The sequence below is a fragment of the Gordonia sp. (in: high G+C Gram-positive bacteria) genome (genome assembly GCF_020438995.1).
Taxonomy (GTDB): Bacteria; Actinomycetota; Actinomycetes; order Mycobacteriales; family Mycobacteriaceae; genus Gordonia.
Genome location: NZ_JAGQTN010000059.1, coordinates 1 through 13,430, shown reverse-complemented (window position 1 = coordinate 13,430; position 13,430 = coordinate 1). Strand labels below are relative to the sequence as shown.

General features: G+C 66.1%; 12 protein-coding genes. 8 read left to right on the top strand and 4 right to left on the bottom strand.

Annotation, left to right across the window (positions count from 1 at the left end; all coding sequences use genetic code 11):
• Positions 1–425 (bottom strand): hypothetical protein (locus KDB67_RS05075; RefSeq protein ID WP_291013181.1); only part of this gene is annotated, 425 nt, incomplete at its 3' end.
• Positions 426–495: 70 nt separating this feature from the next.
• Here KDB67_RS05075 and tgt point away from each other — a divergent pair.
• From tgt to KDB67_RS05060, 3 genes are all read left to right on the top strand, one after another.
• Complete coding sequence (tgt, locus tag KDB67_RS05070) at positions 496–1,758, top strand: tRNA guanosine(34) transglycosylase Tgt (RefSeq protein WP_291013179.1); 1,263 nt, start codon at positions 496–498, stop codon at positions 1,756–1,758.
• A gap of 260 nt (positions 1,759–2,018) precedes the next feature.
• Positions 2,019–3,398: a hemolysin family protein gene (locus tag KDB67_RS05065; protein WP_291013176.1), complete on the top strand. Its 1,380-nt coding sequence runs from the start codon at positions 2,019–2,021 to the stop codon at positions 3,396–3,398.
• Positions 3,391–4,395 carry a CNNM domain-containing protein gene (locus KDB67_RS05060; protein ID WP_291013174.1) on the top strand — a complete coding sequence of 335 codons (1,005 nt, stop codon included), beginning with the start codon at positions 3,391–3,393 and terminating at the stop codon, positions 4,393–4,395. The genes KDB67_RS05065 and KDB67_RS05060 overlap by 8 nt, the downstream gene beginning before the upstream one ends.
• Positions 4,396–4,407: 12 nt before the next feature.
• On the opposite strand, the gene gluQRS is transcribed toward KDB67_RS05060, so the two are convergent.
• Entirely contained in the window at positions 4,408–5,313 is a 906-nt protein-coding gene (gene gluQRS / locus KDB67_RS05055) for a tRNA glutamyl-Q(34) synthetase GluQRS (RefSeq protein WP_291013171.1), read from the bottom strand.
• Between the two features lie 116 nt (positions 5,314–5,429).
• Here gluQRS and KDB67_RS05050 point away from each other — a divergent pair, with 116 nt between their 5' ends.
• Both KDB67_RS05050 and KDB67_RS05045 read left to right on the top strand, forming a co-directional pair.
• A complete protein-coding gene (locus tag KDB67_RS05050) occupies positions 5,430–6,485 on the top strand; it encodes an ATP-dependent DNA ligase (protein WP_291013168.1) in 1,056 nt (351 codons plus the stop codon).
• 1 nt (position 6,486) lies between these two features.
• Positions 6,487–7,665 (top strand): DNA primase small subunit domain-containing protein, encoded by a 1,179-nt coding sequence (locus KDB67_RS05045; RefSeq protein WP_291013166.1) that lies wholly within the window; start codon positions 6,487–6,489, stop codon positions 7,663–7,665.
• Here KDB67_RS05045 and KDB67_RS05040 read toward each other — a convergent pair.
• Positions 7,552–8,502, bottom strand: coding sequence for a calcium/sodium antiporter (locus KDB67_RS05040; RefSeq protein ID WP_291013163.1), 951 nt, complete (start codon positions 8,500–8,502; stop codon positions 7,552–7,554). The genes KDB67_RS05045 and KDB67_RS05040 overlap by 114 nt on opposite strands.
• A 94-nt stretch (positions 8,503–8,596) precedes the next feature.
• Between KDB67_RS05040 and KDB67_RS05035 the strand changes: the two genes are divergently transcribed.
• The 3 genes from KDB67_RS05035 (at position 8,597) to KDB67_RS05025 (ending at position 11,809) form a co-directional block, all read left to right on the top strand.
• A complete protein-coding gene (locus KDB67_RS05035; RefSeq protein ID WP_291013160.1) occupies positions 8,597–9,706 on the top strand; it encodes an HtaA domain-containing protein in 1,110 nt (369 codons plus the stop codon).
• 61 nt (positions 9,707–9,767) lie between these two features.
• The gene (locus tag KDB67_RS05030; protein ID WP_291013158.1) at positions 9,768–10,688 is read left to right on the top strand and encodes an alpha/beta hydrolase; all 921 of its coding nucleotides are present in this window, start codon (positions 9,768–9,770) and stop codon (positions 10,686–10,688) included.
• 128 nt (positions 10,689–10,816) lie between these two features.
• Positions 10,817–11,809, top strand: a complete 993-nt coding sequence (locus KDB67_RS05025; RefSeq protein ID WP_291013155.1) for an aldo/keto reductase — start codon at positions 10,817–10,819, stop codon at positions 11,807–11,809.
• A 351-nt stretch (positions 11,810–12,160) separates the two neighbouring features.
• On the opposite strand, the gene KDB67_RS05020 is transcribed toward KDB67_RS05025, so the two are convergent.
• Entirely contained in the window at positions 12,161–13,231 is a 1,071-nt protein-coding gene (locus KDB67_RS05020) for a DNA adenine methylase (RefSeq protein WP_291013152.1), read from the bottom strand.
• Positions 13,232–13,430: the final 199 nt, after the last annotated feature.

Sequence of the window (13,430 nt, the reverse complement as noted above, 5' to 3'; positions counted from 1 at the left end):
TGACCGGTCGCGATCGCCTTGGCGTTGTACTGCTTGGTCAGGTCCTTGGCCTCGGCGCAGGTCACGTCGCCGGCGAGGATCACCACGTGCAGCGCGCCGTCGGGGCCCTGCGTGGTGCCGCATTCACCGTCCGTGGGGGTGGGTGCCGACGATGTCTTGCGGGTCTCGCGGTCGGGGTCCGGCTTGTGTGAGCTGCGCTGGGACGCCGGGACCGGGCCGCCGACGATCGGTGCGGACGGATTCTCCGAGCGCGGTTTCGTCGTTTTCGCCGACGTCTTGGCAGAAGCCGGCGTATCGGACGAGGAGGCAGAAGGCGCCGACGACGGGGAGCCGGTCGCGTCGTCCTCCGAACCGCAGGCCGCGAGCGACAACGCCAGGGCGGCGGTGGCGACGAAAACGGCAATGCGGGGCAAACGGCGCGTCATGGTTACCTACGGTAGCGAACCCCACGTCGCCGGTTTGAGGCCGCCGGTGGTGAGCTGGGAAGATGCACCGGTGACCATCGGATCAGACATTCAGCCCGGCGCGTCCGTCGACTACACGGTCGGCACATCGCTGCCCGGCACTCTCGGCCGCACCGGCGTCATCAGCACCCCGCACGGTGACATCCACACGCCGGCGTTCGTGCCGGTGGGTACCAAGGCGACGGTCAAGACGGTGCTGCCGGAGTCGGTGGCCGCGCTCGGTGCGCAGGCCGTGCTGGCCAATGCCTACCACCTGTACCTGCAGCCGGGGCCCGAGATCATCGACGCGGCGGGCGGGCTCGGGAAATTCATGAACTGGTCCGGACCCACCTACACCGACAGCGGCGGCTTTCAGGTCATGTCGCTCGGCGCCGGGTTCAAGAAGGTCATCTCGATGGATGCCACCGACGCACCCGACGACGAGCTCACAGCGAACGGCAAGGAACGCCTCTCCAACGTCGACGACGACGGTGTCACCTTCAAATCCCATCTCGACGGGTCCAAGCACCGGTTCACCCCCGAGGTGTCGATGCAGATTCAGCATCAGCTCGGCGCCGACATCATCTTCGCGTTCGACGAACTCACGACGTTGATGAATACCCGTGCGTACCAGGAGAGTTCGCTTGAACGTACCCGGCTGTGGGCGATTCGTTGCCTCGCCGAACACAATCGGCTCAGCGTGCAGCGCAGTCACCGTCCGCAGCAATCACTGTGGGGGGTGATCCAGGGTGCGCAGTATGAGGACCTGCGCCGCAAGGCATCTCGTGACCTGGTGGCGCTCGGCGACGCCGACCGCGCCGCCGGCGGAAAAGGCTTCGGCGGCTACGGAATCGGCGGCGCCCTCGAAAAGGACAACCTGGGCACGATCGTCGGCTGGGTCAATTCCGAACTGCCGCAGGATGCGCCGAAACACCTGCTCGGAATCAGCGAACCCGACGACATCTTCACCGCCATCGAGAACGGTGTCGACACCTTCGACTGCGTCTCGCCCACTCGCGTCGCCCGCAACGGCGCGATCTATTCGCGCGACGGCCGCTACAACGTCACCAACGCGAAATACCGCAAGGACTTCGGACCGCTCGACCCGGACACCGAGAACTACACCTCGCAGTACAGTCGCGCCTACCTGCATCACCTGTTCAAGGCGAAGGAAGGCCTGGCCGCGACGCTGGCGACGCTGCACAACGTCTCGTTCGTCGTGAATCTTGTCGACGGTGCGCGCCGGGCCATCGAGTCGGGCGACTACATCGCCTACCGCGACGACTTCCTCGGCCGCTATTACGCCAATTCCTGACCGGCCGCACCCAGGTTGGTGGACGATCGGTGATCGGGGTCGCAGTGACTTGCACCGATGACCGAGTTTCGGCACCCTGGATCGAACGATTGCCGGGCAGCCGAGCTGCCAGGCGCTCCGTACAGCCGGTGCCCGAACAGTGAGAGAAGAATGAGACGCGCCAAGCGCCGAAAACGCCGCCGACGATCGACCCCGACCCCCTCTGACGTCTGCGCCCCGCCCGGCATCCACGTCCTGGCTACGGGCTGTGAGGATCTGCCGTGCTGACCGTTCTCGGAATCCTGGTGGGCATTCTGGTCGTCTTCGCGATCACCGCGCTGACTGGCTATTTCGTCGCCCAGGAATTCGCCTTCATGTCGGTCGACAGATCGCGCCTGGCCGCCCGCGCCGAAGCCGGTGACGCCGCTGCCAAACGCACCCTGTCGGTGACGCGCCGCACGTCGTTCATGCTGTCGGGCGCCCAGCTCGGCATCACCATCACCGGCCTGCTCGTCGGCTACGTGGCCGAACCCCTCATCGGCAACGGAGTGGGCGAGCTGTTCGGCGATATCGGGATCCCGGTGTCGGTCGGCATCGCGATCGGCACCGTCCTGGCCGTCGGATTCTCGACGGTCGTGCAGATGGTGTTCGGTGAGCTGGTCCCCAAGAACCTGGCCATCGCCAAACCCGACCCGGTGGCCCGCTGGCTCGCCCGGTCCACCACCATCTACCTGGCGGTATTCGGCCCGATCATCACCGTCTTCGACAAGGCCGCCGAACTCCTGCTGCGACTGCTGCACATCGAACCCGTCCACGACGTCGAACATTCGGCGACCCCGCGCGACCTCGAACACATCGTCGCCGAATCGCGGGAAACCGGGGAACTGCCCGCGCCGTTGTCGACGCTGCTCGATCGGGTCCTCGACTTTCCCACTCGCAGCGCCGAGCACGCGATGATCCCGCGCGGCAACGTCGACACCGTCTCCGTCGACGACCTCGCCTCCGAGGTGCTCGAGCTGATGAGCTCGGGACACACCCGGTACCCGGTGGTCGACGGTGCGCACGAGGTCCGCGGCATCATCGACCTGCAGATCCTGCTGAACTGGTCCGATGCGGGCGCCGACCCGGCCGTCACCGCGGGCGCGCTGTGCCGCCCGGCCATCGCCATCCCCGACTCCCTCCCGCTGACCGAAGTACTCGAGCAGATCGAGGCCGCCGACGGCGAACTGGCCATCGTCATCGACGAATACGGCGGCTTCGCCGGCATCATCACCATCGAGGACATCGCCGAGGAGATCGTCGGCGAGATCGATGACGAACACGACCCGGTCACCCCCGAGGACGTGGAGAAGACCGACGGCGGCTGGCTGATCCAGGGCGACGCCCACCTCGACGAGGTGTCGCGGATCATCGGATACGAACTGCCCGAGGGCGACTACGAGACGATCGCCGGGCTCGTCATCACCACCTTCGAGGGACTGCCCGCGGTCGGCGACTCAGTGGTCATTCCGCTCGATCCGGACCCGGCCGACCTGGCGACCGGTGAGGAAGTCACACCGCTCGAAGTGCGGGCATTGGTCCGGGAGATCGACAAGCGGGTGCCGTCGCTGGTGTTCGTGACGGTCGACGCCGTCGCACGGCAGGAGGGCTGCGATGAGTAATCCGTTGATCGTTGTGCTGGTCACGATCGGGCTGGTGACGCTCAGTGCTTTCTTCGTGGCCGTCGAGTTCGCGCTGATCGGCGCCCGCAGGCACCGGCTGGAGGACGCCGCGGCCGGTAGTCGCAGCGCCGCGGCTGCTCTGCGTAGCGCGTCGGAACTTCCTGTGTTGCTGGCCGGTTCGCAGCTGGGTATCACCGTGTGCACGCTCGCGCTCGGTGCGATCACCAAACCTGCTGTGCACCACTGGATCACGCCGGTCCTGGACCACTGGGGTGCTCCGCACTGGCTGGCCGACGTGCTCGGCTTCATCCTCGCGCTGCTGATCGTGACGTTCGTGCACCTGGTGGTGGGGGAGATGGCGCCCAAATCGTGGGCCATCGCGCACCCCGAGAAGTCGGCGATCCTCCTCGCGCTACCGATGCGCGGATTCATGTGGCTGACCCGTCCGCTGCTCGAAGCACTCAATCGGCTCGCCAACGGGATACTGCGCAAGCTGGGTGTGGAGGCCGTCGATCAGGTTGGTGCCGGGCAGGATTCGGAAGCACTCGCCCATCTGGTGGAACACTCGGCCGACGTCGGCACGCTCGACGAGCGCTACCACACCCACCTGGCCAGTGCGCTGGAACTGTCCAAGCTGACGGTGCGCGACGTGCTGCCGCCCGGCGCGGCCCTCACCAGCGTCCGCCCCGACGCGACCGCCGCCGAGATCCGGGACATGAGCCGTCAGACCGGTTTCCGCCGGATTCTCGTACGCGCCAACGGCCTCGTCGACGGTGTTGTGCATGTGCGTGACGCCGTATCCGTCGACGACCAGGTGCGTGCCGCCGACATCATGCGGCCCGTGCTGGCCCTCGACGCCGCATCGCCCGTATACGAGGCGCTGCAGAAGATGCGCGACACCCGAAGTCACGTCGCCACCGTCACCGACGGTGACGTCAGCATCGGGATGCTCTCCATCAACGACGTCCTGCAACGCCTCCTGGCCACCACCGACTGATCGAGGGGTGGCTCAGGCCCAGACGTCCGGGGTGATGATCCAGGGATCGCGGGGTAGTGACGCGGAGTCGAATCGGGCGGCGAGTGTTGCGGTGTCGACGATCTCGTCGTGATCGGCGAGGCCCAGGGATTCGGCGAGGCGGGACAGGACCGTCGTCGTGGTGACCCCTTCGGCGGCAAGATCTTCGAGGGTGATCGCACCGTCGCGTTTGCTGAGCCGGATTCCCTTGTCGTTCAGCACCATCGGCACATGCGAATAGCCTGGCGGGCGATAGCCGAGCCGTGTCGCCAGATACGCCTGCCGGGGTGCGGACGAGAGCAGATCGTCGCCGCGCACCACCTGATCGACGCCCTGCGCGGCGTCGTCGACCACGACGGCGAGGTTGTAGGCGGGCGTACCGTCGCCCCGGCAGATGACGAAATCGTCGACCATGCCGGTGTATTCGCCGAGCTGGGTGTCGATGACGGTGAACTCGGTTATGGCCGAACGTAATCGGATGGCCGGCGGGCGTCCGGCGGCGATCTTCTCCGCCCGCTGGGCGGTGGTCAGTTCGCGGCATGTTCCGGGGTAGGCGCCTTCGGGGGCGTGCGGCGCCGACGGTGCCTCCAGGATCTCGCGGCGGGTGCAGAAACATTCGAAGGTCTCGCCCGCGTCGGTGAGTTCGGCGATCACCGAGCGGTACATGTCCAGTCGGTCGGTCTGGTAGATCACCGGCTCGTCCCAGTCGATGCCGAGGGCCGCGAGATCGGCGAGCTGCCGGGTGTCGGCGCCGAGGGCGGTGCGGTCCAGGTTCTCCATCCGGATTCGGAACGTCCGTCCGGTGGTGCGCGCGAACAGCCAGGCCAGCAGCGCCGTCCGCAGGTTCCCGACATGCAGTGTCCCGGACGGGGAGGGGGCGAAGCGGCCGGCGGTGGTCATCGGGACTTGAGGCTACCGGCTTCGATCAATTCCTGGCGATATGGCAGTTGGCCGGGCTGGGGCGATATGCCCCCGCGAAGGGCTATGTCGGAGTTTCTGCGTGGCAGGATGGGAAGATGCAGCTTCCGGTCATGCCGCCCGTCGCGCCGATGCTTGCCAAGGCGGTCGCCGCGGTACCCGATCAGCCCGACGACGAGCCCATCTGGTCGTTCGAGCCGAAGTGGGACGGATTCCGGGCGCTGCTCTTCAGGGACGGCGACACGGTGGCGATCGGGTCCCGGGGTGGGAAGGACCTGGCCCGGTACTTCCCGGAGATCGTGGCGGCGGCCAAGGCCGAACTCCCCGACAAAGTGGTCCTCGATGGTGAACTCGGGGTGCCCGCACTCATCGGCGACACCTACCGTCTTGACTGGGATTCGCTGTCGCAGCGCATTCATCCCGCCGAATCCCGCATCAGCATGCTGGCCGAGAAGACGCCTGCGGTGTTCATCGGATTCGATGCCCTCGCACTGGGCGAGGTGAGCGTGCTCGACGAACCGTTCGAGGTGCGCAGGCGTACCCTGCTCGGCGCGGTGGACTCCGCGGGCGGCCGGGACCGGACGTTCCAGGTGAGTCGGGTGACCACCGATCCGGAGATGGCCCGGGAATGGTTCTCGGCGTTCGAGGGTGCCGGTCTCGACGGCGTGGTGGGTAAACGCCTGGCCGGTCCGTATGTGCAGAACAAACGCGAGATGATCAAGATCAAACACAAACGTGCCGCGGACTGCGTGATCATCGGCTACCGGATTCATAAGAGCGGCAACGGAATCGGCTCGATGCTGCTCGGACTGCACACCGACGGCGGCGACCTGCACATGGTGGGCGGATCCAGTGCATTCTCCGATGCGAAACGGATTGAACTGCAACAACTTCTGGAACCGATGCGACTCGATCCCGATACCCCCGCGATGGGTGAGCAGACCCGCTGGCGGTCGGGTAAGGACGGTGCGTGGATTCCGGTGCGGCCGGAGCTGGTTGCCGAATTCGCCTACGACCAGATGGAGAATCATCGATTCCGGCACACCGTGAAATTCCTGCGGTGGCGTCCCGACCGTGATCCGGCGAGCTGCGGCTACGGGCAGCTGGAGGTTCCGCTCACCTACGACCTGCACGACGTGCTGGAAGGGAACTGACATGGCTTCGCGGTCGCCCGCCGAGGAACTCGACGTCGACGGTATCGCCGTGCGGCTGTCGAACCCCGACAAGATCTACTTTCCCGAACTCGGTGAAAACGGCGGCCGCAAAAGAGATCTCGTCGGCTACTACCGCACCCTCGCGCTGGCCGGACCGATGCTGGCGGCCGTCGGCGACCGGCCGACATTCATCGAACGGTATCCCGACGGGGTGCAGGGTGATCAGATCTACCAGAAGCGCATCGCGCGTAGACGACCCGAACATGTACTGTCCACGCCCATCACGTTCCCGTCGGGCCGCAAGGGAGATGCGTTGCGACCCACGGTGCCCGCCGACATCGTGTGGGCAGCCAACTACGGCACCGTCGTCTTCCATACCTGGCCCACCCGGCACCCCGACAACGATCATCCTGATCAACTGCGCATCGACCTCGACCCGTCGCCGGGAACCGATTTCGACGATGTGCGGCGCGTCGCCCTCGAACTCGTCCATCCGCTGCTCGACGAACTGGGCCTGTTCGGATATGTGAAAACCTCAGGCAGCCGGGGCATTCACGTGTACGTTCCCATCGAGCCGCGGTGGGACTTCATCGCCGGACGGCGCGCCGTCATCGCACTGGCCCGCGAACTCGAACGCCGCGATCCCGACACCGTCACCACGTCGTGGTGGAAGGAAGAACGCGGCAGCCGGATCTTCATCGACTTCAACCAGAATGCCCGCGATCGCTCGATGTGCGCCCCGTATTCGGTGCGCCGCAGTCCCGACGGCCGGGTGTCGATGCCGGTGACCTGGTCCGAACTCGCAGACGTCGACCCGGCGGTGTTCACGATGGCTAGTGTCCCGGATCTGGTTGCACGCCGGGAAGATCCGTGGGCCGACATCGATGACCGGCGCACCGGCATCGAACCGCTGCTGGAGATGGTGGCCCGCGACGACTCAAATGGCTTGGGCGACATGCCGTATCCGCCGAGCTACCCGAAGATGCCGGGTGAGCCGCCGCGGGTGCAGCCGAGCAGAAAGGTTGCCGCACACTGGGATGAACACGGCAACAGGATCGATGGTCAGTCAGGTCCGGAACACCAGCAGGAGCGTGAGATACACCGCGTACGCGGCGACGAACGCGGCACCCTCGAACCGGGAGATCTTTCGGCCCGAGATGAACACGGGAACGCACAGTAGGGTGACTGCCGCCATGAGCGGGATGTCGATGCGGATCAGGCTGTCGTCCACAGCCATTGGGCGCACCAGCGCCGTGGTGCCGAGGACGAACGTGATGTTGTAGACGCTCGACCCGATGAGATTGCCGATGGCCAGGTCACGATTGCCGCGCACCGTCGACACCAGGGTGGTGACCAGTTCGGGTGCCGATGTCCCGATCGCCAACACGGTCAGGCCGATGACGGCCTTGCTGACACCGAGGTCGTCGGCCACGTGTACGGCACCGTCGACCAGCCAGTCGGCGCCGATGACCACGAGGGCGATACCGCCACAGAGTTGGGCGGCGGCGGTCCACCACGGGCTGGGTTCGTCCGGTGCGTCTGCTGTCGGATGCTCGGCCGGTGAGGATTTGGACGTGAGGTCGGCACGAATCGCCAGCCCCGTGTAGGCGATCGCGAAAACCAGCAGCAGCGCGCCGTCGAACCGCGACAGCGTTCCTCCCGCACACAGTACGAGGAGCAGTACTGCGCTGAACACCATGCACGGCAGGTCGATGCGCAGGGTGCGCCGCTGCAGCGCCAGTGGGACGATCGCCGCCGACAAACCGAGGATGAGCAGGATGTTCACGATGTTGGTGCCCGCGATATTGCCGATCGCCATCGCACCCGCGTCGTTGACGGCGGCGTCGATTCCGACGGCGAGTTCGGGCAGGCTGGTGCCGATCGACACGACCGTCAGGCCCACCAGCAGCGGGGACACGCCGAGCCGGGTGGCGATACTCGCACCGCCCCGGACCAGTGCCTCGGCACCCACCACCAGCGCCAGCAGACCCGCGGCGATAAGTGCGTACTGTTGCATCCCCCGACCCTAGGGTGCCGAGTGGATCGTCGCAGTCGGTTGCCGGGACCAATGGGGGTATTCCGCGCCGTCGGCCGAGTATTAGGGTGCCCTCATGGCGACAGGAATCCGTAGGTCGAGGGTCGGCGGCAGAATCGGCACATTGGTGGTGATGGCCGGGTTGAGCCTGGCTCTCGTCGTGGCAGCGGGAGTGCGGGCGCCGGAGGCCGGTGCCGCGCCGACGTTCCGGCCGCACATCGAGGTGTACCTCGCCGACGGCGTCACCCCCGTCGGGAGTACCCGCGTCCATGCCGGCGACATCCTGGTGGTCAAGGGCCGCGGTTTCGACCCGAACGCCAACACCGGCGGATTCCCGCTCCCGGTGCCGCCGGGTGTCCCGAACGGCACGTTCATCGCGTTCGGTGCCTTCGCACCCAAGTGGCGGCCGTCGCAGGACGCCCCGGAATCGGCACGCGCCACCAGCAGACTCGGCGTGCAATGGGCGATGTCGCGGGACGCACTCGCCAGGGTGCCGTCAGCGCCGTTCGACATGCGCCGCACCATCCGTCAGCAGTGGGTACCGCTGGCAGCCGACGGATCGTTCACCGCCAAGCTCAAGGCGTCCACGCCCAAGGAGATCCCGGCCGGAGCTCGCTGGGGCGTCTACACCTACGCCGCAGCCGGAGCCGTCAACGCGGCGCAGGAACTGTCGGTGCCGGTCAGCTATTCGACACAGCCCGGCCCCAACACCCCGAAACCCGCACCCGCCGACCTGGCCTGGGCCTACTCGCCCAACTTCTATGCCACCGTCACCGAACGCTCACAGGGCACCGTGTACGGCACCGACGGCGCGGGCGTCGACGACCAGGACCGGCTCACCTTCACCCGCACCGGCGGCGAGGTCCTGGGCGGCACCGGAACGCTGCGCTTCAAGGGCACCATCGTCGCCTTCACGAAGTTCCACCTACTCGAAATCGCGCTGGCCGACCCGATCATCACCGTCCGCGGCGGCAAAGGCGTACTCAGCATGCGCACGTCGACGACCAACATGAACGGCACCGACGCTCTGCGTCGGGTCGCCCTCGCCGACGTCGATCTCTCCGGAATCGGCGACGGCAAGTCGGTGCGCGGCGCCAAGGTCACCTTCCGTCCCGGTATCCGGCCCGAGGTGCTGGCGCTGCTCAGCATGGGCGCGGCGTCGCCACTGGACCTGAACCTGAGCTAAACGAACCGGTGAGCGCGGGCGGGTGGTGTTATGGATACGTCACCGCCGAAAGGAGTTCGCGTTGTCCGCCACCTCAGATCCTGTCGACGCACCCGCATGGTTCACCAGGGCGCTTGCGCATAAACCCGAACACGGCTCGACGACGGTCGACGGCTGCGAGATCCACTACCGTGCCTGGGGCGAGGTGGGTATGCCCGGCATCCTGCTGGTGCACGGCGGCGGAGCCAACTCGTCGTGGTGGGATCACGTCGCACCGTTCGGTGCGGGCACCCACCGGATCGTGGCGCTCGACATGAGCGGGCACGGCGACAGCGGCCGCCGCGACATGTACTGGACGCCGGTCTGGGCGAAGGAGGCGATGTCCGCGGCCCGCGCCGGCGGCATCGACGGTAAGCCGTTCGTCGTCGGGCACAGCATGGGTGGCTGGGTCACCTCACAGATCGCCGTCGACTTCGGCGACGAACTCGCCGGGATCATGATCATCGACTCGCCGCTCAACGACGAACCGCCCGAGATCAGGCCCATGCAGGAACGCGCCCGGTCGGCAAACAAACATCACGGCCCCCGCAAATCGACTCTGGAGGAGATCGTCGCCCGCTTCCGGCCACAACCCGCACAGCACGTCGTGCTGCCGTACGTGGGCCGCAACATCGCCGAACAATCGGTGCACGAGGTGGACGGCAACTGGGTGTGGAAGTTCGACCGCGGGATCTTCACCCCGCACCAGCATGGTGGTTTCAAACTCCGTGACCGGCTGCCGGAGATGAACGTCCGCACCGCCTACGTACGCTGCGAACACGGCCTCATTCCCGACGAGATGGCCGCCGACATCAACGAACTCCTCGACCACCGGGTGCCGATGGTGGAACTCCCCGACAGCGGCCACCACCCGATGCTCGACCGCCCTTTGACGCTGATCGCCGCCATCCGCGCCACCATCGGAGCCTGGGAGGTACACGACCGGATCGCTGCGGCCGGGTAGCTGGTCGCGTCCTAGAACTCGCCGGAGATTAAGGCTTTGACCTGCGTGAATCGGTTCTCGCGACGTTGCGGAAGCCTGGTTGATCGTTAGTGTTCGTCTACACAGCGGAGAACGTGGAAGGGACGCACATGACGGCAATTGTGGAGCTCGGTGACGGGCTCAAGGTTTCGGCACTCGGATTCGGTGGGATGTCGCTGACCGATGTGTACGGCGCGGTGACCGATGACGATGCACTGCGCACGCTCAACCAGGCCGTCGACAGCGGTGTGACGTTCATCGACACCGCGAACGGATACGGCGACGGACGCAGCGAGACGACGATCGGCAAGCTGCTCAAGACCCGTCGCGACGAGGTGCAGCTCGCGACGAAGTTCGGGATCGTGAAGCAAGGCGGCGTCGGGCAGCGCGGCGTGCGCGGCGACCGCGACTACATCCGCGAACAGGTCGAGCTGAGCCTGGGACGCCTGGGTACCGACCGCATCGACCTCTACTACCAGCATCGCGTAGACCCGATCGTCCCTATCGAGGAAACGGTCGGCGCGCTCAAGGAACTCATCGACGAGGGCAAGGTGCTGCACATCGGTCTGTCGGAAGCGACCGGCGACGAGATCCGCCGGGCCGCCGGCGTGCATCCGATCGCGGCCATTCAGTCGGAGTGGAGCGTCGTATCCCGCGATGTCGAGCGTTTCGTCGTGCCGTCGGCGAAAGAACACGGCGTCGGCTTTGTGTCCTATTCGACGCTCGGCCGCAAATGGCTGACCGGCCTGCTGAACTACGACGACCTCGTCGACGGCGATGTGCGGCTCAAGATTTCGCGCTACACCCCGACCAACCTCGCCTACAACCAGCCGATCCTCGACGAGTTCCTGCAGATCGCGAATGATGCCGGAGTGAGCGGCGCACAGCTCGCGCTCGCCTGGTTCTACAACAAGGGACGGCAACTCGGTGTGCAGGCCGTGTCGATCCCGGGTTCGCGTTTCCCCGAGCGGGTCGCGGAGAACCTGGCCGCGGTCGAGGTCGAACTGTCCACCGAGCAGATCGAGCGCCTCGACACGCTGGCGGACCAGGTTCGCGGACACCGCTCCGCGCAGCCGCAGCTGGTCTCCTCCGCGCGGGAGTAGCCGCCAAACAGACCTTCACCGCAAGGGACGCGCCACTTCCGAAGACCCGCCTTGGGCGGGTCTTCGTCGGCTCTGTCCCGCTCACGGGATTGGTTGCTTGCGAACGAATTTCGTGAGCATTGAACCCACAGGCTTCGCGTGGTCAATGTAGTAGCCGGGATCTGATCGCTGCATCTCGTAAGTCTTCGCGGAACGTATCCAGTGTGGCTACGGTGTACATTCCGTCGATTCGGGCCTTCGCCCAGAGGTCATGGATGCGGGCGAGGTCAGCGTCCCGGCGTGACGATGGTCGGATCGACCCAATCGCTGATGCTGCGTAGGTTCGCTCGGTAATCGACGAGTGGGATCGTGTTACTCATCTGTCCCCACGAACAAGTACTCGGACACGTTCTGACGGGTCGCGGCGGCGTGGGTGCCGAAGCTGTACTTGTGGTCTACCGCGATAGTTTCGACGCGGGGCTTGACCTTGCCGAGCAGGTCGACGATCCGGTCGGCCGGTGGCAGAGCGTTGGACGAGTAGGACAGGACGATCGTGCCGGCGTCCTCGAATTGCTCGAAGCTGCGGCTCAGTGCGTCCTCGATGGTTCGTTTGTAGGCGAACGGGGTGAACCGTTTGGTCAGCTTTTTGGTCTTGGTGTTCTCCATGATTTCCATGCCTCGCCAATAGGCGCTGAGCCCCTCGAGCAAGTGGTAGCGCTTGATGTAGTCGGCGTCATCCGTGGGTGGGGCGTACGGAGGGTCCAGATAGACCAGGTCCGGGGGTGCGTCGACGTTGTTGTCGGGTCGTAGGTCGAACACGTCGCCGTGGTGCGCCTTGTGGCCCGACACGCCGTTGTCGAAGACCACCGCGTTGTACGCCGCGACGGCCTCGCGGAAGTGCTCGGGGAACGACAGCCGCAGGTCGCGTCGGCCGTCGGCGTACTTGGTGGAATCGGTGAATGTGAAGACGCCGCGTGGCTGTTTGCGGGCGGCCGACAGGACGAGTGCCGAGATCGCGATGTCGCGCTCGTACCCGGTGAGCAGGTCGATATGCGACCAGGCCGAGTCGAGCCACTCACGGGCTTCGGGTGTGTAGTACAACCCGTCGAAGGTGGACTGGATGAAGTCCCGGTCGTCGGCTGCCGGCGCGTCGCAGATGGTGTCGACGATGTCGTCGGCGAGGGCCACCGTCGAGTTCTCGACGGTGGCGCGGGCGATGACCGACGGAAAGTTGAGGAAGTCGTTGCTGGTGACCCGGTACCCCTGGGCCTTGAGCAGGTACGACACCACGCCGGAGCCGCAGAAGGCGTCGACGGCGCTGCGTCCGCCGACGTTGCCGAAGACCTCGGCCAGGTGCGGTGCGAGCTTGTATTTCGACCCCATGTACCGCAGTCGGGGGAAGTCGCGGACGCGCCGAAGAGCCTCGGCGGACTGATCGGGCATTGGCACACCTTCCGTCGAACCGCGTCGTGCATCGCAGCTTACGAGGGAGCTACGACAGCAGCCGGTGCACCAAACGAATCGGAACGTAGGTGTCAGCTGGTGACACCTACGTTCCGATTAGATCCGGACCGGCCGGATCGGTGGCGGAGGATAGGGGATTTGAACCCCTGAGGGCTGTTAACCCAACCCGCGTTCCAGG